Genomic DNA, 24937 nt, shown 5'->3' with positions numbered 1-24937 from the left:
AACCCGGGCGCACAACCACTGCGCGTCCTGCCCGCTTGCCGGCGAGCCAACCTGCGCCGGCAAGCGGGCCTGATATTCAATCTGTAGAAAAGAGCTCTCATTATGAATTTCCAGATAGCCATGCTGCTGGGCCAGGACGGCATGACCAACGGCGCGATCTATGCGCTGTTGGCCTTGTCGATCCTCCTGGTGTTCACCGTGACCCGGATCCTGTTGATCCCCCAGGGTGAATTCGTGACCTACGGCGCCTTGACCATGGCCACGTTGCAGAGCGGTCACCCGACTGCTCTGGTCTGGCTGCTGCTCGGCCTGACGCTGATCGACTGCGCACTCGATATTTGGGGCGCGGCACGTTCAAGCCAGGCCTTTCGGTTCCCCGTGCGCATTCTCTTCAAGCTGGGCTATGCCGGCCTGCTGGCGGTGTTGATCAACACCTTGCCGCTGGCCGAATTGCCGATGGCGGTCCAGGCCTTATTGACGCTGGCGCTGGTGGTTCCGCTGGGGCCGCAAATCTACCGACTGGTGTTCCAGCCGATCGCCTCGGCCAGCTCACTGGTCTTGCTGATTGTGTCGATCGCCGTGCACGTGAGCATGGTCGGTATCGCCCTGCTGCTGTTCGGCCCCGAAGGCGCCCGCACGCAACCGTTCTCCGAAGCTGGCCTGGAACTGGGCCCGGTCACGTTCAACAGCCAGACGCTCTGGGTGCTGGCCGTGTCTTTGGGGCTGATCGTCGGACTGTATCTGTTCTTCGAGCGCACGCTGTATGGCAAAGCCCTGCGTGCCACCGCGGTTAACCGCATGGGGGCGAGGCTGATGGGTATCTCGCCGACCCTCGCCGGCAAGTCGACCTTCCTGCTCGCAGCGCTGATCGGCACGCTGTCGGGGATCCTGATCGCCCCGATCACCACGCTGTATTTCGACTCTGGTTTTGTCATCAGCCTCAAAGGCTTTGTCGGCGCGATCATCGGCGGGCTGGTGAGCTATCCGGTCGCCGCACTCGGCGCCCTGGCAGTGGGCTTGATCGAAGCCTTCTCGATGTTCTGGGCCAGTACCTACAAAGAGATCATCGTGTTCACACTGATTATTCCGTTCCTGCTGTGGCGTTCGTTCACCAGTCGTCATGTGGAGGAAGAAGAATGAATTCGCGCTATCTGTTGCTTGCCCTGTTGCTGGTGGTGGGCGTTGCGCCGCTGCTGTTGCCGCCGTACTACGTCACCCTGCTCAATTACATCGGCATGTACGCCATGGTCGTCTTGGGGCTGGTGCTGCTCACGGGTGTCGGCGGCATGACCAGTTTCGGTCAGGCCGCGTTCGTCGGGCTGGGTGCCTACACCTCAGCCTACCTGACCACCACCGAGCAATTGCCAGCCTGGCTGGCGTGGGCCGGGACGTCACCATGGCTGACGCTGCTGGTGGGCGTGGTGCTCACCGCGTCAGTGGCACTGATTCTCGGTGCCCTGACGCTCAAGTTGTCTGGGCATTACCTGCCGCTGGGAACGATTGCCTGGGGCCTTTCGCTGTACTACCTGTTCGGCACGCTGGAATCCCTGGGCGGCCATACCGGCGTCGGCGGCTTGCCATCGATTTCGCTGTTCGGCCTGAAACTGGATAAGGGCGAAAACATTTTCTACCTGATCTGGGCCCTGCTATTACTGGCGATCGTCATCACCCAGAACCTCCTGAATTCTCGCGAAGGCCGCGCCATTCGCGCACTCAAGGGCGGCCAGGTCATGGCCGAGTCGATGGGGGTCAACACCTTCCGCTCGAAGATGGTGATCTTCGTCATCTCTGCGGTGTTCGCAGCCATTTCCGGCTGGCTTTATGCGCACACCCAACGCTTCGTCAACCCGACACCCTTCGGCCTGAACATGGGCATTGATTACCTGTTCATGGCCCTGATCGGCGGGGTCGGCAGCGTGTGGGGCGCCTTGCTCGGCGCGGGCATCCTGACCCTGCTCAAGCAATGGCTGCAGGACTGGTTGCCGCACTTGCTGGGTAACACCGGCAACTACGAAATCATCGTATTCGGCATCCTGATCGTGGTGCTTATGCAGCGTGCACCGGGTGGTCTGTGGCCTTTGCTGACGCGCCTGATACCGGCCCGCTTCAGGGTCCGCGCCAAGGTCCGGAATGTCGACGCCAAAGCGGCACCCCTGCCCCGTCGGCAACTGCCCAAACATGGCGAGCTGATCCTTGAAGCGCGCAATGTGACCAAGCGCTTCGGCGGACTGGTGGCCAACAACGACATGAGCCTGGAGATCCGTTCAGGTGAAATCCTCGCGCTGATAGGCCCCAACGGTGCCGGCAAAAGCACCATGTTCAACCAGCTCTCCGGCGTCGATACACCGAGCAGCGGCGAAGTGCTGTTCATGGGTCAAAAGATCAACGGCCTAAACTCGCGGCAAGTGGCGCGCATGGGCATGAGCCGCACCTTTCAGCACGTGAAACTGCTGGGCAACATGAGCGTGCTGGAGAACGTTGCCATTGGCGCGCATTTGCGCGGCCAGCAAGGTGTGCTCTCGGCGGCACTGCATCTGGATCGTCGCGAGGAAGCCGAGCTGCTCGGCGAAGCCAGACGTCAGCTGGAGCGCGTTGGCTTGGGCGATTACTTGTATGAAGAGGCCGGGAGCCTGGCACTCGGCCAACAGCGGATTCTGGAAATCGCCCGCGCCTTGTGCGCCGATCCTTGCCTGCTGCTGCTCGACGAACCCGCCGCTGGCCTGCGCCTGAAAGAAAAGGAAGCCCTTGGCATTCTGCTCAGCCGCCTGCGCAGCGAAGGCATGGCGATTCTGCTGGTCGAGCACGACATGGACTTCGTCATGGGCCTGGTCGATCGCGTGGTGGTCATGGAGTTCGGTCAGCGGATCGCCCAGGGCCTGCCCGAAGACGTACAGAAGGATCCGGCCGTGCTGGAAGCCTATCTGGGAGGAGTTGAATGATGAACATGCAAGTGGAACCGCACCTCGCACCGCGCAACCAGGTCGACGACGCCGTGCTGGAGATCAAAGGCCTGAGCGTGGCCTACGGCAAGGTCGAAGCGCTGAGCGACGCCAGCCTGACCGTCGGCAAAGGTCAGATCGTGACAGTGATCGGCCCCAATGGCGCCGGCAAAACCACCCTGCTTTCGGCCATCATGGGCGTGCTTGGCTCCCGGGGTCAGGTGCATTTCGACGGCAGCCTGGAAACCTTGCCGGAAGTGGAAGTGATGGTCTCGCGGGGCCTGGGCCTGGTGCCGGAAAAACGCGAATTGTTCACCAGCATGAGCGTGGCCGACAACTTGCTGCTCGGCGCTTTTCAACGCCATCGTCGAGGCGACCGTCGCTACAGCGAAACGCTTGGGGAAATCTACGAACTGTTCCCGCGCCTGTGGGAACGCCGCGAGCAATTGGCGGCGACGTTGTCCGGCGGTGAACGGCAGATGCTCGCCGTCGGCCGGGCGCTGATGGCCAAGCCCAAACTGCTGATGCTCGACGAGCCAAGCCTGGGCCTGGCGCCGCTGATTACCCGGGAGATTTTCCGCATTATCACGGCGCTGCGTGAGCAAGGGGTATCGATCCTGCTGGTCGAGCAGAACGCGCGGGCCGCCCTGCGGGTGGCCGATTACGCCTATGTGCTGGAAACCGGCCAGATCGCCATGCAGGGCCCGGCGCAGCAACTGGCTGACGACCCTCGCGTGATCGAAGCCTATCTCGGCCTGGCCAGCAAACACCAGGAAATGCTCGCCAACTGACCGCCGCCCCGCCCCGGCGCCCGAAACGGCGTCGGGTCCGGCCTTCACAGCCCTTTCTGATCATCCGGAGTCACGATGAACGCTTCTTCCTTGCGCATCGGCATCGCCGGCGCCGGTGCCATCGGCTGCACCCTGGCAGCCCGTCTTGCGGGTAACGGCCATACGGTCAACGTACTGGCCCGAGGTGAAACCCTGACCGCCATCCGCCGTGACGGCATCCACTTGTCCGATCTGGACGGTCATCATCATGTACGAGTCGAGGCCAGCGAGGACGCTGCCAGCCTTGGCGAGCAAGACCTGATATTCCTCTGCACCAAGGCACAAGCCCTGGCCAGCCTGCTGCCGCAACTGCAACCGATGATCGGCGCCGAAACGGTGGTGATCCCGGTGATCAACGGCGTGCCATGGTGGTACTTCCACGGTGAAGGTGGACGCTACGACGGGCAACGGGTGAACGCGGTTGATCCGCAGTCGACGCTCGCCCAGGCCCTGGACCTGCGTCACGTTATCGGCTGCGTGGTGTTCATCACCGCGCACTGCCCGGCCAATGCCGTGGCTGAATCGAACACCCCGCACCTGATGATTTTCGGTGAGCCTGACAACCGCCTCAGCCCCCGCCTGGAGCGTGTGCGCGCATTGATCGAAAGCGTCGGTATCGAAGCACGAGCCACCGACCGCATCCGCGACAATCTGTGGACCAAGATCATCGCCAACCTCACCTCCAACCCCCTCTCGGTGATTACCGGTGCGACGCTTGATCAGCTTTACAGCCTGCCGGAGTTACGCGACCTGGTCAGCAGTTGCCTGCACGAAGCCTTGCTGACGGCCGCCGCGTACGGCGCGCGCGTGAGCATCGATCCACGGACCTTTCTCGAACTCGGCGCCGGCATGGGCGCCGTGCGTACCTCGATGCTGCAGGACTATGAGAAAGGTCGCCCTCTGGAGTTGGCCGCCATCGGCGACGCCGTGCTGGAATTGGCCGATGGCATGGCGATCCCGATGCCCGTTACTCGACACCTCATTGCCCTGGCACGCTTTCGCGGCGAACAGGCCCGTCACTGACTCACTACGACAAGGACTCCGACATGGACCACACCCCAATGGCAAAACCGCACGCGTACAGCGACGAAGAATGGGCACTGCGCGTGCAACTTGCGCACTGCTACCACCTGGTGGATTTCTTCGGCTGGACCGAGACGATCTTCAACCATATTTCCGCTCGCCTGCCCGGCCCGGCGCACCATTACCTGGTCAACCCGTTCGGCCTCAATTACACCGAAGTGACACCGCAAAACCTGCTCAAGGTCGACCTGCACGGCAAGAAGCTCGAAGACTCACCCTACGACGGCAACCCCGCCGGTTTCGCTCTGCACAGCGCGGTGCACGGCGCCCGTTCGGACATTCAGTGCCTGATCCATACGCACACCACGCCGATTTCCGCCATCGTCATGAAAAAGGCCGGTTTTGCCCATAATGACTTTTACGGTGCACAACTCTACGGACGGGTCGGTTACCACACCTTCGAAGGCATCACGCTGTTCGACGACGAAAAAGCGCGGATGATCGACAGCCTTGGCGACAAGCACATCCTGGTGCTGCGCAATCACGGCATTGCGGTCGGCGAAAGCAGCATTGCCAAGGCGTTCTTCCTGCTGTGGACAGTGCAGCGCGCCGCCGAAATCCAGTGCCAGGCCGGCGCTCTCGGCGGTGAGGACAATCCGCTGCCTGAAGCGATCAGCCAGAAGTGTGCCGAACTCACGGCCATGCTCATTCGGGACAGCGGCTTCGCTGTGAAATTTTTCGACGCCATGGTTCGCAAAATGCGCGCCGAACGCGGCCAGTGCTGGTAATCGCGGGAGCGTTCAGTGGCTAAGTCAAAGGAAAACACGCCGCCGGTCATCGTTGCGGCGCAGCCAGAAATCCCGATCTCACGCCTGGATACTCGCGGCCATCTGATGGCCTGCAACGACGCCTATGTGGCGCTCAGCGGTTACGCCCGAGACGAGCTGCTGAACCAGCCGCACGAACTGATCAATCATCCGCTGATGCCCAATCGAGTCATTGATCGTATGTGGGAGACCTTGCGCAGCGGTGTGCCCTGGACAGCGCCCTTGATGGGTCGCGATAAACAGGGCATGACGTTCTGGTGCAATCTCTATGTGGTGCCACTGCTGGAGGGCGGTCAGCTGAATGCGCTGGGCACGGCATATCACCCGATGGACGCCGCCCAAAGCCTGCGAGCGGAAAAGCTCTATCGACGCTTGAATGCGGGCCACGGCCCGCTGACTTTTGCCCGCCGCGTACAGGAACATGCCAGCACTCAGGGTATCGCCTGGTTAGTGGGGCTTGGTGTGACAGGCGCCATGGCTGTTGGACAGATCGACCTGACACCCGGCCTGCTGGTGCTCGGTGGAGTCCTCGCCGCGAGCTGGCAATGGCGAGCCAGACAACAGGCGGACGTCCGCCGAATCATGGCCCGGCATGATCAGGTCTACAGCGACGCGTTGCTGGCCCCGCTTCAGGAAGGCAGCGCCAGCGTTGCCAACCGTTTTGACATGGCCCTCAACAGCCAGAACACGCGGATGCGCACGGTCATGGCACGTATCCGGATCAACGGCGAGACCGTGCGTCAACGCGCGCAGGAATCGTCGACACTGGTACAGACCCAATCCGGGCACCTGCAACGGCAACTTGAAGAAGCCGAGCAGTCCGCCGCGGCCGTCCATCAAATGAGTGCCACGATCCAGGAACTGTCGCGCAACCTGCAACACGCAGCCGAAGCCACCCAAGCCGTCGACCGACTGGCTCGCGATGGTGACCGGATGTCCGGGCAAAGCCAGCGTTCGATGACCGGCCTGTGCACTTCGGTCGAGGAAATTGGCTTGGCCGTCAGTCGCCTCGCGGAATCGATCGAATCCATCAGCGGCGTCGCGCATGTGATTCGCAGCATCGCGGAGCAGACCAATTTGCTGGCGCTGAACGCGGCCATCGAAGCGGCCCGCGCCGGCGAGACCGGGCGCGGCTTCGCAGTGGTCGCCGATGAGGTACGCAGCCTCGCGACTCGCACTCGTGAATCCACTGAGCAAATCCAGCGCTCGATCGAGCAGTTGCGTGACGGCAGCGCCCTCGCCCTCGCCACCGCGCAACGTGGCGAATCGGCCGCACGGGAATCACGCGAAGACGTATCGCAAGTCCAAACCGCATTGCGGCGCATCTGCGAGGAAGTCGGACAGATCTCTGGCATGAGTTTGCAAATGGCCTCGGCCATCGAACAGCAAGGTCAAGTCGCCCAAGAGATCAATGGGCAGATTTCCCAGATCGTGAATCTGGCGCAAATCAGCAGCGATCAGTCCCTACGCAGTACCCAGATCGGCGAGGAGCTGCATCAACTGGCCAACTCCCAACTCGACCTCGCCCAGCGTTTTCTACAAGGCTGAGCGATTCATCCTCATGCATCAGGCCTGACGTCGCAGGGTCTCGGAAGGCAGGCAGCCGTACTGTTTGCGGTACTGCATGGCGAAATGGCCGAAGCTGGCGACTCCGTGACGCAACAGGATATCCGTCACGCTGTCGGTCGGCCCGGCCTGCTGCAGGGCGACGTGAACCAACGCCAGACGACGTGTGCGGACATAGTCGCTGGGGGTTTGCTGAAGAAAGCGCGTGAAGCCATTTTGCAAGGTGCGGATCGACACATCGCAGAACTGCGCCAGGCTCACCAAGGCAATCGGTTCGGCCAGGTGCTGTTCGATGTAGTCACGGGCCTTTTTGACATGGTGAGGCATTGGTTGGCGCTGGTCTTGCAGCAGATCGACCGAATAATTGTGCGGCAGTTGGGTCAGCAGCACCGACAGCAGATAGTCCGACAGGCTCCCGCCCATGGTCGAGGTCAGCAGCGCCTGGCTGGCGTCGCCATAGAGCTGGCAGATGTAATCCAGGGTTTTCCTTACCGTCGCCATGCCCTGATGCTCGGCATCGACCTGAATATCGAACACCAACGGCTGACGCAAACGCCGGTTGAGCAACACTTGCAGCTGACGCTCAAGGGCTTGGCGATCAACGCGCAAAATCAGGTTGCGGCAGTCCTTGTCGATTCGGATAAAACTGCGCTCGGAAGGCGAAGAAATGGTCAGCCCGCCCTTGCGCAAAATCGCGCACTGCTTGCCCAGGCTGACCATGCCGCTGCCTTCCAGGGTGACCCGAATCAGGTAGTAGTCACTGATATCGCCGGCGTCGATTTCCACCGGTGCACCGTAGTGCAGATCGAACAATGCCGAGCTGCCGAAAAACACGCCATACAGGCGCGATTGCAGGGCGCCACCCTGCTGCATTTTCATCTGGTGGGGCCACAGGTAGTGACTGACCCGATCCTTGACCTCGCCAAACCCGCCGGAACTCAGAAGGCAATGATGACGGAGCGAAGAGTGTTGATCGAACATGCTGAAGCACCTCCAGAAAATGACACCGCTGCCCGCAGGCACGTCGATAATTTAGTGGAAATGGAAAGCAATTTTCACGCCACGCAAACGCTTCTGCGCGCCCGGAACAGCCTCTGCGCCTGGTGCATAGAGTCTAGGCAAACAAGGGCTTAAAAAGGTCCTGCAACACCCATATGCCAAACCATTGGCAACCTGGAACCGCACAACAAAACCAATAAACGCACCAGGGCAAGGCGCTCGGGTAACGACGGCGTCACCAATACACCCAATTGCGAACCGCTGCCGCCGACTGACTGATTGCCAACCCTGAAGGGGCCAAACAGCATGACCAGCAAAACACCGACCGAGGTCACCCGTAAAAGCTATGCCTACGAATGGTATGTCGTTGCCGTTTGCATGCTGGCCTATATTTTTTCGTTCATCGATCGTCAAATCCTGGCGTTGATGATCGAACCGATCAAACACGACATGCAGCTATCCGACACCCAGTTCAGCCTGCTGCACGGCCTGGCTTTCTCTCTGTTCTATGCCTTCATGGGCATGCCCATCGCGTTGCTGGCGGACAAGTTTTCCCGTCCGAAAATCATCGCCATCGGCATTGCGTTCTGGAGCCTGGCGACAGCCCTGTGCGGGGTGAGCAAAAACTTCTTGCAGATGTTTATGGCCCGCATCGGTGTCGGGATTGGTGAAGCGTCGCTGTCGCCGGCCACCTACTCGATGCTCAGCGATATGTTCCCCCGGGAAAAACTTGGGCGCGCCGTGGCGATCTACTCGATCGGCTCGTTCATCGGTGGCGGCGTGGCTTTTCTGATAGGCGGCTACGTCATCGACTTGCTGAAGAACCTCGACAGTGTCGCCGTACCGCTACTGGGCGAAATGCGGCCCTGGCAAGTGACGTTTTTTCTGGTGGGACTGCCGGGCATTCTCGTTGCCCTGCTGATTGCCCTGACCATTCGCGACCCGGCTCGCAAGGGCTTGAAGCTGGATGCGGCGGGTAATGTCCACGCGCCCAGCATGAAACAGGCATTCAAGTTCCTGGCAGTGCACCGCAAGACCTTTTTCTGCCACTACCTGGGGTTTTCGTTCTACGCGATGACGCTGTTCTGCATGCTCAGCTGGACCCCGGCCTTCTATATGCGCAAATTCGGCCTAGCCCCTAGCGATACCGGCTACATGCTCGGGATCGTGGTGCTGCTGGCCAATACCAGTGGCGTGTTTTGTGGCGGCTGGCTGATCGACTGGCTGGCGAAAAAAGGCTACAGCGATGCGCCGATCCGTGCGGGAGTCATCGGGGCAATCGGCATGGCCGTGCCCGCCATCGCGTTCACCCAGGTCAGCGAACTGTGGATGTCCGTGGCATTGCTGGCACCGGCGATGTTCTTCGCTTCGTTCCCAATGCCGGCCTCGACCGCTGCGATGCAAATCCTGCCGCCGAATCAGATGCGAGCGCAGATCAGTGCGCTATTCCTGCTGATTTCCAATCTGATCGGCCTGGGTCTTGGTACCACGTTGGTCGCACTGCTCACTGACAGGCTATTCCAAAATCCGGCCATGGTCGGCTCATCGATTACCCTGCTCAGTGCCTTCGCCGTCGCGCTCACCCTGCTCTTGCTGATCAAGGGGTGCCGCCACTTCCGTGAGAGCCTCAAACACGAAGGCCTGGCCTGACGTCCTTACCGGAGGCGGGCTAAGGCGTGCCTGCTGGTTTTTTGCCGCGGGTGGCGCGACAATGACGCCCGCTATCAAACCCGCTCACCTGAAAGACTACGCCAACCTTTATGACCACCCCGAAAAAGCGCCTGAGCCGATACAACCCTGCCAGCGAAGACTTCAAGAAGGAAGAGTTTCCCTTCTACTGGCTGGCTCGCCTGCACGGCCGCTACTCCATGGCCATGGAGAAAGCGCTGAAAAAAATCGATATGGACATACCGCGCTGGCGGATTCTGTTCATCCTCAAGGAAAATGGCGAGTCGAGCATTTCGGAAATCTCCATCCACGCCATCGCGAAGCTCTCGACCATCACCAAAATTGTCTATCGCATGAAAGCCGACGGCCTGGTAGAAACCAACACCAGCGCCAGCGACGGACGCGTGACTCAGGTCTCACTCACCGATGTCGGCCGCCATACCATTGAAGAAATCCAGCACGGCACCAGCGATATCTTCCGCACCAGTTTCAAAGGCCTGACCGAAGCCCAGATCACCAAATTGAACGGAACGCTGGAAAAAATATTCAATAACCTGCCGGAAGACTGACCCGCGACCACCCACGCGGTGGCCATTGGCGATAGTTTGCATGCCTTGAACGATGTTTTACGGCGCGTTCTGGTAGATGTAGCCAATCAAGCGATGAACGTCGCAGACAGCAGAATCATTAATAGATAGAGGAACATGGGTGCCGTTCCAATTTGACAGGAAGTCGGTGGTGAACGCCTGTCACCGCACCCCTCTCGCAAACTGGTTACGCCCCAACGCCTTGGCGTTATACAGCGCCTGATCTGCGACCTCGATCAATCTTTGCAAATGATCCAGTTCCGTCCCCGTGGCCACAGTAATCCCGATGCTGACACTGACCCGTCCGAACGGGCTGGATGTGTGCGGGATGTTCTCTTGCTTCAAACGGTCGAGGATAAGTTGCGCGACCACTGTTGCACCGTCACTGTCAGTGTCAGGCATGATTACACCCATCTCTTCTCCCCCATAACGTGCCACCAGGTCCGATGGTCGCCGCACACAATCGTCCAGGATTCTGCCAACTGTCTGCAGGCATGCGTCTCCAGCTACATGTCCGAGTGAGTCGTTGAACAGCTTGAAGTAGTCGATATCAATCATCAGCAATGCCAACGTCGTGCCGTCACGTTGTGCGCGTCTTGCTTCCATGACGAGGCTCTCATCAAAGCAGCGCCGATTTGCCAAACCGGTCAGGGCGTCCTTCATCGCAAGCAACTCAAGCTGCCGATTCGATGCAAGCAACTGCTGCTCAGTTTCCCGCAACTGATCTTCTGCCTTGGTACGCCGACGGATATCCAGGATCAGGAGCCAGCCGATGAGGCCTGTAAGCCCCAGCAACCCCGTCACCACCACAGCCGACAGGAGCGCCTCCATTCGCCACGCAGCGAGTGCCTCGTGCTTACCGATTGCGACGGTGGTTATCAGTGGCAACCGGTCACTCTTGCGGAAGGCGTAGAGCCGCTCCACACCATCCAGACTGGAGGTAAACGACGCGGTGCCGACTGATCGATCGACAAGATACTTTGCGTAGATCGGCGACTTGGAAAAGTTGCGCCCCATGTCCTGCTCGCGAAAGGGATAGCGAACCAGCAACGTACCATCGGTATAGGACAAGCCGATTGCGCCCTCCTGCCCTACGTCGATCGTCCCGAACAGCCGCAGGAAGTTTTCGACACCCAAGGTGACCGCCACCACGCCGGCAAACTCGCCGCGAGCATCATTGAAACGTCGGCTGACGGTAATCACCCACTCCTGATTGGAGCGGCTCTGGATGGGCGGGCCGATAAACGTCTCACGCGACGGATCGTCGCGATGATGAATGAAATAGGCTCGATCGCTACTGCTCGCCCCGGCTGGAATCGGCCGATTGGAAGACATCAACCAGCGACCCTGATTATCGTAGATGGTGATGCCGCTGAGCTGTGGCATCAGCGGTTCCTGGCGGTTGACCAGTGCACTTAGCCGTTGAATCTGTGCGGGGCCACTCCCTTCGGTTTCCAGGCGCTCGACGAGCCCGAGCAAAAGCAGCGAGCTTTGACGGACGATACCTTCGGAGTAAGTCGCAAGCGCCTGGGTAAGGTTCAAGCCATGAACGTCTACCTCGTCCAGTGCCCGATCTCGAGAAGCCAACACTTTCCACACCGTCAGAGACGCCAGGGAACAACTGATAACCAACAACAAAAGCACAACAAGGCGGGTATCACGCTTCACGTTACTACCTTATGGAAGGTCCGGTTTTCCGTTCCAGCGACTAATGGGCCAACTCCATCGCTGTCGCGCGTGTCATCGTCTTGAACAAGGATACAAGCAGGGACGGATCGCTGCAGCAACAGTTTCTTTGGTAGAAAAAGTACATTTTTGCTTTGCATCGCCGGGTTCAGACGATGCGAGTCCGAGACGTTAAGAAAGAAGCATCGCACTTGGCGAAACAACGACAAGAATGCCAGCCCAAACCATCGCCATGCTTTCAGAATATGATTAACTTGCTCTGCGCCGAATCCCTCATCAGCGGACAAAGAGCCGGTTATCTATCGGTGACTGCTGATTCACCTTTGTGCTCCAGGTATTGCGGCGCCGCGCTGGTAACCATGGTAGCCATACCGATGCGACGAACGACCAGGCTCGATTGCCAGCCGCAACGTCACGTGCAACCCGGCTCATTCGACACCGATCGGCTGCGTGGCAACCTGGTCGCCGCAGCCCAGGAGTTGGGGCAAGAAAGTGAAACGTTCCTCGCCGATTGTTGCAGCGAAATCCCGGCGAAACGTTTTGGCTGTCCCAAAGAGTTCGGTGTGCTTTGCGCGTTCGTTTGCAGCCGCCACGCAGGCTACCTGACCGGGCAGAACCTGCCGATCGACGGCGGCGCGATTCGCTCAAGTCAGTAGCTCCGGCGCTGGGCATCGCTCTTCAAGCAAACGCACGAACATGGTCAGGCTTTGCGATACCGTCCCCCTGCGCCACACCAGCCAGGTTCGCAAATAGCGAAAGGACTCGGACAACGGCCACACACTCACAGTGGTGCAGCCCGGCATGCTTTCGAGCATGCTGCGCGGCATCAGCGCCAGACCAGCACCGGAGCTGACACAGGCGAGCATGCCGTGATAGGACTCCATTTCGAAAATCTTGCCGGGCACCGAGGCGTCCTTGGCGAACCAACTTTCAAAGTGGTGCCGGTAAGAGCAATTGGAGCGAAAGGCGTAGATGTTTTCACCGTTCACATCCTGCGCGCGGTGAATCGGGGAATGGTTGAGCGGCGCGATCAGCACCATCTCTTCCTCGAATGCCGGTACGCCCTCGAGTGCCGGGTGCAGCACCGGCCCGTCGACAAACGCAGCCGCCAATCGACCCGAGAGCACGCCGTCGATCATGGTCCCGGAAGGTCCAGTGGACAGGGCCAGTTCGACCTTGGCGTGCTTTTGGTTATAGGCGGCCAACAATTCAGGAATACGCACCGCCGCCGTACTCTCCAGCGAACCCAGGGGAAACGATCCCTGCGGCTCTTCCCCGGCAACCGTCGCGCGCGCTTCCTGGACCAGGTCGAGAATGCGTCGGGCATAGTCGAGAAAACTCCAACCGGCCGGCGACAGCCGCAGGCGGCTTTTCTCACGGATAAACAGGTCCACGCCCAAGTCCAGTTCCAGCTGTTTGATCCGCGTCGTCAGGTTCGACGGCACCCGATGGATGTGCTGAGCGGCCACGCTGATGCTGCCATGCTCGGCGACCGCTTTGAAAATTTCGAGCTGAACCAGATCCATGTCATTCTCCAAACGTGAACGATATGATCAGTATTATTCAGTTTCCAGAACACTAACGCCACCGTAGTCTGAGCGCATCCCCACCTCGCAGGACGGTGCCATGACCAACGTTTCCAGCCTCACCCATGCCATCTCGATCAACCCCGCCAACGGCGAACAGATCGGTCACTACCCTTTTGAATCCGATGCGACACTGCAAACCGCACTGTCGCGTGCCGCGGCCGGGTTCCGTATCTGGCGCGGCACACCGGTTGCGCAACGCTCGCAACGGCTGATCGCACTGGCCAACGTCTTGCGCACCAATGCAGAAACGATGGCGAACATGATCACCCTGGAGATGGGTAAGCCGATCACTCAAGCACGTGGCGAAATCGAAAAGTGTGCGCAGCTCTGCGAGTGGTATGCCGAACACGGTCCTGCGATGTTGACCGCCGAACCAACCATGGTTGAAGGCGGCAAGGCGCGCATCGAATACCGCCCGCTCGGCCCGATTCTCGCGGTGATGCCGTGGAACTTCCCGATCTGGCAGGTCCTGCGCGGCGCCGTTCCGGTACTGCTCTCCGGCAATACCTACGTGCTCAAACACGCCCCGAACGTGATGGGCAGCGCTTATCTGTTGCTGGAAGCCTTCAAGCAAGCCGACTTCCCTGAAGGCGTGTTCGAGGTGATCAACGTCACGCCGGAAGGTGTTTCCACGGCGATCAAAGACTCACGCATTGCAGCAGTCACCCTCACCGGCAGCGTGCGGGCCGGCATGGCCATCGGCGCGCAAGCCGGTGCGGCATTGAAAAAGTGCGTATTGGAATTGGGTGGCTCCGACCCTTTTATCGTGCTCAACGATGCCGACCTCGACGAAGCCGTGAAAGCGGCGGTGATTGGCCGCTATCAAAACACCGGGCAAGTCTGCGCAGCGGCCAAGCGCCTGATTGTCGAGCAAGGCATTGTCGAGGCGTTCACGCGCAAATTCGTCGACGCCACGCGCAAGCTGGTGGTCGGTGATCCACTGATCGCCGCCACGTACATCGGCCCGATGGCGCGCTTTGATCTGCGTGATGAACTGCATCAACAGGTGCGCGACACACTGGAAGAAGGCGCGACGTTGTTATTGGGCGGCCACAAGGCCGAAGGCCCCGGCAACTTCTATGAGCCAACGGTTTTCGCGGATGTCACTGACCAGATGACCTCGTTCAAACAGGAACTGTTCGGCCCGGTCGCGTCGATCATCACCGCACGCGACGCCACCCATGCGCTGGAACTGGCCAATGACAGTGAGTTCGGCCTCGCCGCAACGATCTATACAGGCGACGTGGAGCGTGCCCAACAGATGGCCGGCGAACTGGAAACCGGTGGCGTGTTCATCAATGGTTACTGCGCCTCCGATCCGCGTGTCACCTTCGGCGGCGTGAAGAAGAGCGGTTTCGGTCGCGAGCTTTCGCACTTCGGGGTACGCGAATTCTGCAATGCGCAGACGGTGTGGCTGGATCGTCACTGAGTGCCAGAAACGAATGGCCGGCCGAGAAGGCGCTTGCGCTGATCAGGGCGGCTTGTATGGCGCCGGTGTGGTGTTCGAGGTGACCCTGGAGGAATTCTTCCAACGCATCCAAAAAATGCGGGGTCACAGCATCCACTTCAGAAGAATATGAGAGGCAATCCAGGAAGACGCGAGGGTCACGCCCACTCCGAACGCCAGGAACGCGGACAGGTACACCGCAAAAAATCGCATCAACGCCCGCCTCGACATCACCCGCCTCCAGATCCATTGAAACGCTCAAACCGGCTTTATGGCTTCGACGCGCGGCGATTTGAACAGTTCAATGTTTCGCGCGGTCGGGCATTCGGACGCCGTTGCGCCGCAGGATGGGTTTAATCACCTGCGAGTTTGCAAAGTCCGAGAGGCATCCGAAAAAGAAAGGGAACTGGCACTACGCCATCAATGTCGTAGCGGCATGACCTGGAGAATCGGATGACCCGCGCTCGGCACTTTCAGATTAACTATTGCTTCAAAAAAACACGGCAGATGTTCATTCAGCCGGACTCCCACATGAGTGATGACGATGCCTGGTACTACGCGTGCCTGCACGCCGGGGTGGGCCTTTTGTATGGCGAACACCATGATCAGCAAAATCATCTGCAGTTGCGCGCGCATGCTGAAAAGTCCGATTTGACCCACGTCACTTGGGAGGAGTTGCCTTAAAGCGGGCAGAGCGTGCGACCTGGCGCTACGCTCAATACTGTGCATCCTCCTTTAAAAAAGGTAGTCATCATGCCTTTGTCTCTGAGGTTACCTACCTGGGTTCCAGGCGGATTTCTGCTGCTGGTGCTTGTTGTCGGCAACGCTCAAGCGCAAGGCAAAACCTGCGAATGCGAGTTCAGTAGCCACGACTATCAGGCCTACGGCACGAGTGGTGCCTGTGGTGTGTTCATGTACGCGAAAGCGAGTATCTGCGAGATCTCCTTCGCCGCTATCGGCGCCAATCCCGATGTACTTATCAACCCGATGCTGGGCACCCACACGCTGCAGGCGCAGTCAGACGTCGCCCCGGATATTTTCAGTCGGTATCTCGAGTTCATTAAAACGGGCGATATCACCCCGCTCAGCGATCGCGCATTCATAGAACGCAGTTTGCCGGTCATGGCCCGCGCCAGCCTGTTCCGTGCATCCGCGCAAATTGCAGAAGCACCGATCAAACAGCTGGATGCCTTGGTTCAGGAGGTGGCACACAAGTACAGCGGCGAACTGGAAGCGATTTTCCTCGGCAAAAAAGAGCCGCACATCCTCAAGTGGGATGCCGAGAGCGACGTTGAACTGGGTCGCGGTTATGTCCAGATCAACTACCGACAGGATGCACGACTGCGCGTGCTTTACTTCTCGCCAGCACAGAGGTGAAGCCCCATGAACTTCACCTGCCTGGAAGAGCTGTCGGACCTTGAGCGTATGGCTTTGTTTGCGGCCATGGGCTTCGCCGCGATCTTACTGGTCATGGGGCTTGGCTTGTCCTTCCGACTGAAGCTCTGGCAGACACTGGCGGAAATTCTCTACGACAACATCCATTTAAAGTTGCCGCCTCCCCTCCTTTGTCTGGCGACAAGCTTTGCGCTGTTGGGCGGCATCTATTGGTACCTGGATCGCCAATACCCGGCCGACAGCCTGGTGTTCAGTTCAAAGCCGTGGACGCTTGGGGAGATCAAGCAGCGATTGGAAACGGTGTCGGGAGTGGATATTCAACTGAAGGGGGACGTGGCGGGTTTTGCGATTGATCGGCGGATCAGCGGGGCTTGCGCGAGTGATGTGCTGAAATCGCTGTGTGACGATTACCGGGATCAATTGGTTTGTCGCAATGAGCCCGGGCGAACGCTTATTGAACGTAAACCCTGAAGGGTGCCGTACAAAACAAATGTGGGAGCTAGCCTGCTAGCTCCCACAGGGATTGCTGTTAACCCGACAACCGGGTCAACAGCACTTCGGCCCGGCCTTGCTTCCGTAACGCGCTTCCTGACGTTCCCTAAAGAACATTTCGTAGCTCATCACCGGTTTGTCCGGGTGTTTGGTCTGCATATGCTCGACGTAAGTATCGTAGTCAGGCATGCCGACCATCAGGCGTGCGGCCTGACCGAGGTATTTACCGAGACGACTCAGGTCATTGAACATGCTGCACTCCTCGATCAGGCATCCGGCAGCGCCTGAAATGGCGCTTCTTTATCCGTGCGCTCCTTGGTTCCCCACGCGGCGATACCGACCTTGAGGGCAAAGAACAGGATGCTGAACACCACCAACAGGAACAGCGCGGTCAACGTCGCATTGGTGTAGGCGTTGTAGATCACGTGCTGCATCTGCTCGATGCTCTTGGCCGGCGCGAGTACCTGACCGTTGGCCAAGGCATCGCTGTACTTCTTGGCCAGCGCGAGGAAACCGATCGCCGGGTTGGCGTCGAACAGCTTGATGAAGCCGGCGGTGGTGGTGCAGATCAGCAACCAGACCGCAGGCAGCATGGTCACCCAGACGTAGCGCTGGCGCTTCATTTTGATCAGCACAACTGTCGCCAACATCAGCGCGATACCGGCCAGCATCTGGTTGGAGATGCCGAACAGCGGCCACAAGGTGTTGATGCCACCCAACGGGTCGATCACGCCTTGATAGAGCAAGTAACCCCACATCGCCACACAACCGGCGGTGGCGATCAGGTTGGCAGTCCACGACTCGGTGCGTTTCAGCGCCGGCACGAACGAGCCGAGCAAATCCTGGAGCATGAAGCGACCGGCACGGGTACCGGCGTCCACCGCCGTCAGGATGAACAGCGCTTCGAACAGGATCGCAAAGTGGTACCAGAATGCCATGGTGTTTTCACCCGGCAGGACGTGGTGCAGGATCTGCGCGATACCGACCGCCAGGGTCGGTGCACCGCCGGCACGGGCGAGGATGGTGGTTTCACCGATGTCCTTGGCCACTGCTTGCAGGGCTTCCGGGGTAATCAGGAAGCCCCAGCTGCTGACAGTCTGGGCCACCGAAACAGCATCCGCGCCGACAATGGCCGCTGGACTGTTCATGGCGAAATACACGCCCGGCTCGATCACCGACGCGGCAACCATCGCCATGATGGCCACGAACGATTCCATCAGCATGCCGCCGTAACCGATGTAGCGGGCATGCCCTTCACTGGCCAGCAACTTCGGCGTGGTGCCGGAAGCGATCAGCGCGTGGAAACCCGAAACCGCGCCACAGGCGATGGTGATGAACAGGAACGGGAACAGACCGCCCTTCCACACCGGGCCAGTGCCGTCGATGAACTGGGTCAGCGCCGGCATTTTCAGCTCGGGCATGGTGATCAGGATGCCGATCGCCAACGCCACGATGGTGCCGATTTTGAGGAAGGTCGAGAGGTAGTCGCGCGGTGCCAGTATCAGCCACACCGGCAGTACCGCAGCGACGAAACCGTAGCCGATCAACATCCAGGTGATTTGAATGCCGGTGAAGGTGAACGCCTTGGCCCACACCGGATCGGCGGCAATCTGCCCGCCCAGCCAGATCGACCCCAACAGCAACAGCACGCCGACCACGGAGATTTCGCCAATGCGACCCGGGCGGATGTAGCGCATGTAAATGCCCATGAACATTGCGATCGGGATGGTCGCCATCACCGTGAAAATGCCCCATGGGCTCTCGGCCAGGGCTTTCACGACGATCAGCGCCAGCACCGCGAGGATGATGATCATGATCAGGAAGCAGCCGAACAGCGCGATGGTGCCCGGGATGCGGCCCATTTCTTCACGGACCATGTCGCCCAGGGAACGGCCGTTGCGGCGAGTCGACATGAACAGGACCATGAAGTCCTGAACCGCACCGGCCAGCACCACGCCGGCAATCAGCCACAGCGTGCCGGGCAAGTAGCCCATCTGCGCCGCCAGTACCGGACCGACCAGCGGACCTGCGCCGGCGATGGCCGCGAAGTGGTGACCGAAGAGCACGTGTTTGTTGGTCGGCACGTAGTCCAGACCATCGTTATTGAGTACGGCGGGGGTGGCTCGATTGGGGTCCAGTTGCATCACCTTGTTGGCGATGAACAGGCTGTAGTAGCGGTATGCGACGAGGTAGATAGCGACGGCTGCGACTACGATCCAGAGGGCGTTGATCGCTTCGCCGCGGCGCAGGGCCACGACACTTAGCGCAAACGCTCCCAGAACAGCCACGGCAAACCAGGCGAGGTGTTTAGCCAGACGGGGCATAGCGTGTCTCCTGCCGACAGCTTGTGACTGCGGCGGTAATTTTTATAATTGTGTCCGCTGTGCGGAGCTGGCCCAATATCCGCGCATGCCGTCTACAAATAAATCCGCGTTACTACGTACGCGGTCTCTACGTAGTTCTACGTAGACACGCCGATCGTCAGCTGAAATGCAACACCCTGTGGGAGCGGGCTTGCCCGCGAAAGCGATGGGTCAGTCCACTTCAATGCCAACTGAAAGATTGCATTCGCGGGCAAGCCCGCTCCCACAGGGTTTTGTGTTTTCAACTGACTGACCTCCCAACCGCAGGTCATTCCGTCCAGCAGCGCTACTGGACGCGCGTATCTTTGGCATATGATGCCGGCCTTCGCCTTCCCCCGGTCCGGACAGGAGCCCAGATGCAGCTCAAACACAAAATCGTCGCACTCGGGATCCTGCCGCTCGTGTTGGCGATCGCTGTCATCTGTGGGCTGGTGATTTCGCTGAACCGCCAGGTGGGTGATCAACAGGCGCAACTGATCGAAGACAGCATCCTGGCGAGCAAGCGCGCCGAACTGAAAAACTACGTGGAAATGGCCCAGAGCCTGATCGCGCCGCTGTACGACGATGGCCACGGTGACGCGCGCGCCCAGCAACAAGTGCTGGAAGAACTGCGCAAGCTCAGCTTTGGCATCAATGGCTACTTCTTCGTCTATGACCGCGAAGGCCGCAGCCTGATGCACGCGCGGCAGTCGGAACTGGTTGGCCAATACCTGTGGGACATGAAGGACCCGCACGGCCTGGCGGTGATTCAGGCATTGCTCAAAAGTGCGCAATCGGGCGAAGGCTTTCAACGCTACGCGTGGAACAAGCCGTCTTCCGGCCAGGTCACCGACAAGCTCGCCTATGTCGTGATGCTGGATCGCTGGGGATGGATGCTCGGCACCGGCATCTACCTTGAGGACGTCGAGCGCGCAACCCAACAGGCGCGTGACGAGGTGGCTCAGGGCATCCGCAAAACCATGCTGGCGATTGCCGCTGTGGCCCTCGTGGCGGTGCTGTTTGTCTTCGCCAGCGGCATGACGCTGAACGTCAGCGAGCACCGTCTGGCCGACAAAAAACTTCAGCGCCTGACCCAGCGCATCGTCAGTTTGCAAGAGGAAGAACGCTCGCAGGTTTCCCGTGAACTGCACGACGGCATCAGTCAGGTCCTGGTGTCCATCAAGTTTCAGTTCGAACTCGCCAGTCATGTGCTGGAGAATGGACAAGACAAAGGCTTGAGCATTTTAAGAGAGGCCACCGAACGCCTCGGCGATGCGATTGGCGAGGTGCGCAGCCTCTCCCACGACCTGCGCTCATCCTTGCTCGACACCCTGGGTTTGTCGGCAGCCATCGGTCAACTTGCCGAGGAGTTCGAGCAGCGCAGCGGCCTCACCGTGACCTACAACGACAACGAATTCGACTGCCATCTGGTCGATGGCGCGGCGGTTTCGTTGTTTCGCATTGTGCAGGAAGGCCTGACCAACATTGAACGCCACGCCCAGGCAAAAAACGTTTCCATCAACCTGCACGGCGCTGAAGAATCCATCCGGTTGACGGTGATCGATGACGGTATCGGCTTCAACGTCGCCCAGGTCGAACGGGGTCACGCCGGCATCGGCCTGCGTAACATCCGTGAGCGTGTCGAGCATTTTGGCGGCCGGTTCGAGCTGATATCAGTGCCGGGAAGAAGTGAGCTGGACGTGCTGCTACCGATGAAAATGCCCGGCGCAAAGCGCTGATCAGACAAAAAGAGTGAATGCCCGTGATAAATCTGCCCTCCCCGATCCGCGTCGCCCTGGTCGACGATCACTCCCTGGTTCGCGACGGGATCAAGGCGCTGCTGTCGGTCATGGCACCGCTGGAAGTGGTCGGCGAGGCCGAGAATGGCGCGGACGCTATCGAGATGGTCGGACGCTGCCAGCCCGACCTGTTGCTGGTCGACATCAGCCTCAAGGACATCAACGGTCTGGAGCTGACGCGATTGCTGCGCAGTCAGTACCCCTCGCTCAAAGTGCTGGTGCTGAGCATGTACGACAATTATGAATACGTGAGCGAATCCGTGCGTTCGGGGGCCAGCGGCTATGTGCTGAAGAACGCGCCGTCACGGGAAATCATCGCCGCCATTGAAGCCATCGCCAGTGGCGGAACGTTCTACAGCGCGGAAATTGCCCAACGGCTCATTGCCGATAGAAGCACCGACAATGAGCTGACACCGCGTGAAAGTCAGGTGTTGTACAAAATGGCTCAAGGGATGAACAACAAGGAAATGGCCCGTGACCTCGACATCAGCGTGCGCACGGTTGAAACCCATCGCCTGAGCATCCGCCGCAAACTCAACATCGACAAACCGGCGGCGCTGGTCAAATACGCCATCGACCATGGGATCATTTCCCCATAGGCCTGCTAAACACCAACGCCACCTTGTAGGAGCTGGCTCGCCAGAGATGAGGCCCTTGAGCCATGCGTTGTAGTTGAGGGTGCCATCGCTGGCAAGCCAGCTCCTACAGGGGGATGTCGTTGCCGATTTTTTACCTGAGCCCACCGGAGACACCTGTGCCAGCGCTGACCGCCCGCGAGATTTACCAGCTATTACGCGACGCCGCCCTGGAGATTCGTCCCCTGCGGCGAGTGGACGAACCGTCAGTATCCGGCCTGGTACAGGTCGACATAGAGGGCTGGCAGTTAACCCTCGACGTCGACGAAAACCACCTGCGTCACTGCCAACGCTGCCAGAGCCCGGACGGCCGCGAGGGCCTGTTCGACAGTTGGCAACGTTACGGCACTGACCCGGTGAGCCTGCTCAGCACCTGGGAGCTGGCGCAGATAGAACGCTTGCTGACCGAGCTCAAAACCGCGGTTTGACCGCCTTCCAGTCCGGTTTGTAACGTTGCATCTGCTTCACGTCATCGCGTTGACGAATGCCGCAGGTCAGGTATTGATCATGCAGCTTGCCCAGTTGATCGTGATCCAGTTCCAGACCGAGCCCGGGCTCGCGAGTGATTTTCACGCAGCCATCAACGATCGGCAGCTTGCCGCCCTTGATCACTTCTTCATCCGGTTCCTGCCACGGGTAATGCGTGTCGCAGGCGTAATCCAGATTGGGCACCGCGGCGGCGACATGTGCCATCGCCATCAGGCTGATGCCCAGGTGCGAGTTGGAGTGCATCGATACGCCAAGACCAAAGGTGTCGCACATTTTCGCCAGCGCCTGCGTGTCGCGCAGACCACCCCAGTAATGGTGGTCGGCGAGGACGATCTGCACGCTGTTCAACGCCACGCTACGCCGGAACTCGTCGAAATCGGTGACCACCATGTTGGTCGCCAGCGGCAGCCCGGTGCGTTTGTGCAGCTCGGCCATGCCGTCGAGGCCCGGCGTCGGGTCTTCGTAATATTGCAGGTCATCGCCCAGCAACTCAGCCATGCGAATCGAGGTTTCCAGCGACCAGTTGCCATTCGGGTCGATGCGCAACGGGTAACCGGGGAAGGCCCTTTTCAGCGCCTTGATGCACGACACTTCGTGCTCCGGCGGCAGCGTGCCGGCCTTGAGTTTGATGCTCTTGAAACCGTAGGCCTCGATCATCCGTCGCGCTTGGGCAACGATCTGTTCTTCGTTCAGCGCCTCGCCCCAATTGTCCGGTTTGTACGGCGAATCGACATGCTGCGCGTATTTGAAAAACAGGTAGGCGCTAAAGGGAATTTCGTCGCGAATCGCCCCGCCCAGCAAGTCCACCAACGGCACGTTCAACGAATGCGCCTGCAAATCCAGGAACGCCACTTCGAACGCCGAATACGCGTTGCTCACCGCTTTACTGGCGTGGGAGCCCGGTGCCAGTTCCGCGCCGGCAATGCTCGCCGGTTTGTGCGCCGCCACGGTGGCCTGGACGATGCGCCGCAGTTGATTGAGGTTGAACGGATCGAGACCGATCAATTGCGCTTGAAGTTGTTGCTGGATCAGCAGCGCCGGTGCATCGCCGTAACTTTCACCGAGACCGATGTAGCCATTGTCGCTCTCGATCTCGATGATCGAGCGCAGCGCGAACGGCTCGTGAATCCCGCTGGCGTTGAGCAGCGGCGGATCGCGGAAAGCGATGGGGGTGACGGTGACTCGTTTGATTTTCAAGAGGCTGCTCCCTTTGGACCTGAGCTCAAGGCTTGATGACTGACTGATTTTTCTGCCGTGGCGACCTCGGCAGGTTGGCCGGTCAAGGCGCGAACGGGATCGCCACGCGGCGCCGTGCGGGCAAAGAAGATCACCACCGCCGCCACCAGTGAGGTGGCCGCCAGCCCGTAGAGACCGCCTTCGATGGAGCCGGTTTTTTGTTCGAGGAAACCGAACGCCGTCGGGGCGACGAAGCCGCCGAGGTTGCCGATGGAGTTGATCAAAGCGATCACTGCCGCGGCGATGCGGGCGTCCAGATAGCCTTGCGGAATGGGCCAGAACAACGCTGAGGCGGCCTTGAAACCAATCGCCGCAAAGCAGATGGCGACGAAGGCGAAAATCGGCCCGCCAGTGGTGGACATGAACATGCCGAACGCGGCAATCACCAGGGTCAAGGCAACCCAGGCCTGCTGGTGTTTCCATTTGCTGGCCATGGCGGCGAAGCCATACATCGCGACGATGGAAATCAGCCACGGGATCGAGTTGAACAGGCCGACCTGAAAGTCGCCGAGGTTGCCCATCTTCTTGATCATGCTCGGCAGCCAGAACGTCGCGCCGTAGATGGTCAGGGCAATGGAAAAGTAGATGAAACAGAACAGTGCGATCTGCTTGTCGGCGAGCAACTTGAACATCGACGGCTTGACCGTCTGCGTGGCTTCGCGGGCCTGCTGCTCCAGCGCGATGGCGTTCACCAGTGCGTCCTTTTCTTCCGCGCTCAGCCAGTTCGCCTGACGCGGATGAGACTGCAACCAGAACCAGACAAACCCGCAGAGCACGATCGAGGCAAAGCCTTCGATCAGGAACATCCACTGCCAGCCGTGCAGGCTGAAACCGCTGACGTTCAACAGCGCACCGGACACCGGCCCGGAAATCACCGAGGCAATGGCCGAGCCGCTGAGGAAGATCGCCATGGCCTTGCCGCGTTCGGTCGACGGCAACCATTGGGTGAAGTAATAAATGATGCCGGGGAAGAACCCCGCTTCAGCCGCACCGAGGATGAAGCGCAGTACATAAAAGCTCGTTTCGCCGCGCACGAACGCCATGGCCATGGCCGCTGCGCCCCAGGTGAACATGATGCGCGTCAGCCAGGCGCGGGCGCCGTAGCGTTGCAGCAGCAGGTTGGAGGGGACTTCGAAGATCGCGTAACCGATGAAGAACAGCCCGGCACCGAGGCCATAGGCAGCGGCGCCAATACCGAAGTCGGTTTCCAGGTGGCTGCGCACGAAGCCGATGTTGACCCGGTCGATGTAATTGACGATGAACATCACCACGAACAGCGGCAGCACATGGCGCTTCACCTTCGCCGCTGCGCGGGCGAGCACAGTCGGATCGGGCGGACTCTGGAGGGTATTCAAGGGGCGACTCCCATTCATTGTTTTTTTAGGGAC

23 protein-coding genes and 1 pseudogene are annotated in these 24937 nt (G+C 59.7%); 16 read left to right on the top strand and 8 right to left on the bottom strand.

Annotated features, from left to right (window positions below; all coding sequences use genetic code 11):
* Nucleotides 1-102 precede the first annotated feature (102 nt).
* From ACI77H_RS17655 to ACI77H_RS17630, 6 genes are all read left to right on the top strand, one after another.
* Nucleotides 103-1140, top strand: a complete 1038-nt coding sequence (locus tag ACI77H_RS17655; RefSeq protein WP_407013021.1) for a branched-chain amino acid ABC transporter permease — start codon at nucleotides 103-105, stop codon at nucleotides 1138-1140.
* Complete coding sequence (locus tag ACI77H_RS17650; protein ID WP_407013020.1) at nucleotides 1137-2939, top strand: ABC transporter permease subunit; 1803 nt, start codon at nucleotides 1137-1139, stop codon at nucleotides 2937-2939. The genes ACI77H_RS17655 and ACI77H_RS17650 overlap by 4 nt, the downstream gene beginning before the upstream one ends.
* Nucleotides 2936-3730, top strand: coding sequence for an ABC transporter ATP-binding protein (locus ACI77H_RS17645; protein WP_178082315.1), 795 nt, complete (start codon nucleotides 2936-2938; stop codon nucleotides 3728-3730). The genes ACI77H_RS17650 and ACI77H_RS17645 overlap by 4 nt, the downstream gene beginning before the upstream one ends.
* Nucleotides 3731-3805: 75 nt before the next feature.
* On the top strand, nucleotides 3806-4792 hold the full coding sequence (locus tag ACI77H_RS17640) for a ketopantoate reductase family protein (RefSeq protein ID WP_407013019.1): 987 nt from the start codon (nucleotides 3806-3808) through the stop codon (nucleotides 4790-4792).
* Between the two features lie 23 nt (nucleotides 4793-4815).
* A complete protein-coding gene (locus tag ACI77H_RS17635; RefSeq protein ID WP_407013017.1) occupies nucleotides 4816-5580 on the top strand; it encodes a class II aldolase/adducin family protein in 765 nt (254 codons plus the stop codon).
* 15 nt (nucleotides 5581-5595) lie between these two features.
* On the top strand, nucleotides 5596-7167 hold the full coding sequence (locus tag ACI77H_RS17630; protein ID WP_407013016.1) for a methyl-accepting chemotaxis protein: 1572 nt from the start codon (nucleotides 5596-5598) through the stop codon (nucleotides 7165-7167).
* 18 nt (nucleotides 7168-7185) lie between these two features.
* Here the strand turns inward: ACI77H_RS17630 and ACI77H_RS17625 are convergent, their stop codons facing one another.
* Complete coding sequence (locus ACI77H_RS17625) at nucleotides 7186-8166, bottom strand: AraC family transcriptional regulator (RefSeq protein ID WP_407013015.1); 981 nt, start codon at nucleotides 8164-8166, stop codon at nucleotides 7186-7188.
* A gap of 324 nt (nucleotides 8167-8490) precedes the next feature.
* On the opposite strand from ACI77H_RS17625, the gene ACI77H_RS17620 reads away from it, so the two are divergent.
* On the top strand, nucleotides 8491-9834 hold the full coding sequence (locus ACI77H_RS17620; RefSeq protein ID WP_407013014.1) for a spinster family MFS transporter: 1344 nt from the start codon (nucleotides 8491-8493) through the stop codon (nucleotides 9832-9834).
* A 110-nt stretch (nucleotides 9835-9944) separates the two neighbouring features.
* Nucleotides 9945-10421 carry a MarR family winged helix-turn-helix transcriptional regulator gene (locus ACI77H_RS17615; protein WP_084317873.1) on the top strand — a complete coding sequence of 159 codons (477 nt, stop codon included), beginning with the start codon at nucleotides 9945-9947 and terminating at the stop codon, nucleotides 10419-10421.
* Nucleotides 10422-10601: 180 nt separating this feature from the next.
* On the opposite strand, the gene ACI77H_RS17610 is transcribed toward ACI77H_RS17615, so the two are convergent.
* Nucleotides 10602-12107: a diguanylate cyclase gene (locus tag ACI77H_RS17610; protein WP_407013012.1), complete on the bottom strand. Its 1506-nt coding sequence runs from the start codon at nucleotides 12105-12107 to the stop codon at nucleotides 10602-10604.
* Between the two features lie 392 nt (nucleotides 12108-12499).
* Between ACI77H_RS17610 and ACI77H_RS17605 the strand changes: the two genes are divergently transcribed.
* Nucleotides 12500-12781 (top strand): SDR family oxidoreductase, encoded by a 282-nt coding sequence (locus ACI77H_RS17605; RefSeq protein ID WP_407013011.1) that lies wholly within the window; start codon nucleotides 12500-12502, stop codon nucleotides 12779-12781.
* Here ACI77H_RS17605 and ptrR read toward each other — a convergent pair.
* A complete protein-coding gene (gene ptrR / locus ACI77H_RS17600) occupies nucleotides 12770-13651 on the bottom strand; it encodes a putrescine utilization regulator PtrR (RefSeq protein ID WP_407013010.1) in 882 nt (293 codons plus the stop codon). The genes ACI77H_RS17605 and ptrR overlap by 12 nt on opposite strands.
* Nucleotides 13652-13751: 100 nt before the next feature.
* On the opposite strand from ptrR, the gene ACI77H_RS17595 reads away from it, so the two are divergent.
* Nucleotides 13752-15143, top strand: a complete 1392-nt coding sequence (locus ACI77H_RS17595; protein WP_407013009.1) for an aldehyde dehydrogenase family protein — start codon at nucleotides 13752-13754, stop codon at nucleotides 15141-15143.
* Here the strand turns inward: ACI77H_RS17595 and ACI77H_RS17590 are convergent.
* Nucleotides 15139-15252: pseudogene (locus ACI77H_RS17590) on the bottom strand (CPBP family intramembrane glutamate endopeptidase); the annotation flags it as partial. The gene ACI77H_RS17595 and the pseudogene ACI77H_RS17590 sit on opposite strands and share 5 nt — an antisense overlap.
* Nucleotides 15253-15614: 362 nt before the next feature.
* On the opposite strand from ACI77H_RS17590, the gene ACI77H_RS17585 reads away from it, so the two are divergent.
* The 3 genes from ACI77H_RS17585 (at nucleotide 15615) to ACI77H_RS17575 (ending at nucleotide 17027) form a co-directional block, all read left to right on the top strand.
* Complete coding sequence (locus ACI77H_RS17585) at nucleotides 15615-15845, top strand: DUF6555 family protein (protein ID WP_407013008.1); 231 nt, start codon at nucleotides 15615-15617, stop codon at nucleotides 15843-15845.
* Between the two features lie 69 nt (nucleotides 15846-15914).
* Entirely contained in the window at nucleotides 15915-16538 is a 624-nt protein-coding gene (locus ACI77H_RS17580) for a hypothetical protein (RefSeq protein ID WP_407013007.1), read from the top strand.
* A gap of 6 nt (nucleotides 16539-16544) precedes the next feature.
* A complete protein-coding gene (locus ACI77H_RS17575; protein ID WP_407013005.1) occupies nucleotides 16545-17027 on the top strand; it encodes a hypothetical protein in 483 nt (160 codons plus the stop codon).
* A gap of 75 nt (nucleotides 17028-17102) precedes the next feature.
* Here ACI77H_RS17575 and ACI77H_RS17570 read toward each other — a convergent pair whose 3' ends face one another.
* Together ACI77H_RS17570 and ACI77H_RS17565 are read right to left on the bottom strand one after the other, a co-directional pair.
* Nucleotides 17103-17300: a YbdD/YjiX family protein gene (locus ACI77H_RS17570; protein WP_407013004.1), complete on the bottom strand. Its 198-nt coding sequence runs from the start codon at nucleotides 17298-17300 to the stop codon at nucleotides 17103-17105.
* Between the two features lie 14 nt (nucleotides 17301-17314).
* Nucleotides 17315-19372, bottom strand: coding sequence for a carbon starvation CstA family protein (locus ACI77H_RS17565; protein ID WP_407013003.1), 2058 nt, complete (start codon nucleotides 19370-19372; stop codon nucleotides 17315-17317).
* A gap of 395 nt (nucleotides 19373-19767) precedes the next feature.
* On the opposite strand from ACI77H_RS17565, the gene ACI77H_RS17560 reads away from it, so the two are divergent.
* From ACI77H_RS17560 to ACI77H_RS17550, 3 genes are all read left to right on the top strand, one after another.
* Nucleotides 19768-21129 carry a cache domain-containing protein gene (locus ACI77H_RS17560; protein ID WP_407013001.1) on the top strand — a complete coding sequence of 454 codons (1362 nt, stop codon included), beginning with the start codon at nucleotides 19768-19770 and terminating at the stop codon, nucleotides 21127-21129.
* Between the two features lie 26 nt (nucleotides 21130-21155).
* The gene (locus tag ACI77H_RS17555; RefSeq protein ID WP_407013085.1) at nucleotides 21156-21788 is read left to right on the top strand and encodes a response regulator; all 633 of its coding nucleotides are present in this window, start codon (nucleotides 21156-21158) and stop codon (nucleotides 21786-21788) included.
* A gap of 155 nt (nucleotides 21789-21943) precedes the next feature.
* On the top strand, nucleotides 21944-22252 hold the full coding sequence (locus ACI77H_RS17550; protein WP_407012999.1) for a hypothetical protein: 309 nt from the start codon (nucleotides 21944-21946) through the stop codon (nucleotides 22250-22252).
* On the opposite strand, the gene ACI77H_RS17545 is transcribed toward ACI77H_RS17550, so the two are convergent.
* Both ACI77H_RS17545 and ACI77H_RS17540 read right to left on the bottom strand, forming a co-directional pair.
* Nucleotides 22236-23510, bottom strand: a complete 1275-nt coding sequence (locus ACI77H_RS17545) for a glucarate dehydratase family protein (RefSeq protein ID WP_407012998.1) — start codon at nucleotides 23508-23510, stop codon at nucleotides 22236-22238. The two genes, ACI77H_RS17550 and ACI77H_RS17545, sit on opposite strands and share 17 nt — an antisense overlap.
* On the bottom strand, nucleotides 23507-24904 hold the full coding sequence (locus ACI77H_RS17540) for an MFS transporter (protein ID WP_407012997.1): 1398 nt from the start codon (nucleotides 24902-24904) through the stop codon (nucleotides 23507-23509). Before ACI77H_RS17540 ends, ACI77H_RS17545 begins: the two co-directional genes overlap by 4 nt.
* Nucleotides 24905-24937 lie beyond the last annotated feature (33 nt).

This window comes from Pseudomonas sp. O230 (assembly GCF_045447035.1).
In the GTDB taxonomy this organism is placed as follows: domain Bacteria; phylum Pseudomonadota; class Gammaproteobacteria; order Pseudomonadales; family Pseudomonadaceae; genus Aquipseudomonas.
Note: the sequence above shows the minus strand (reverse complement) of the source record. Positions and strands in the feature narration are given on the sequence as shown.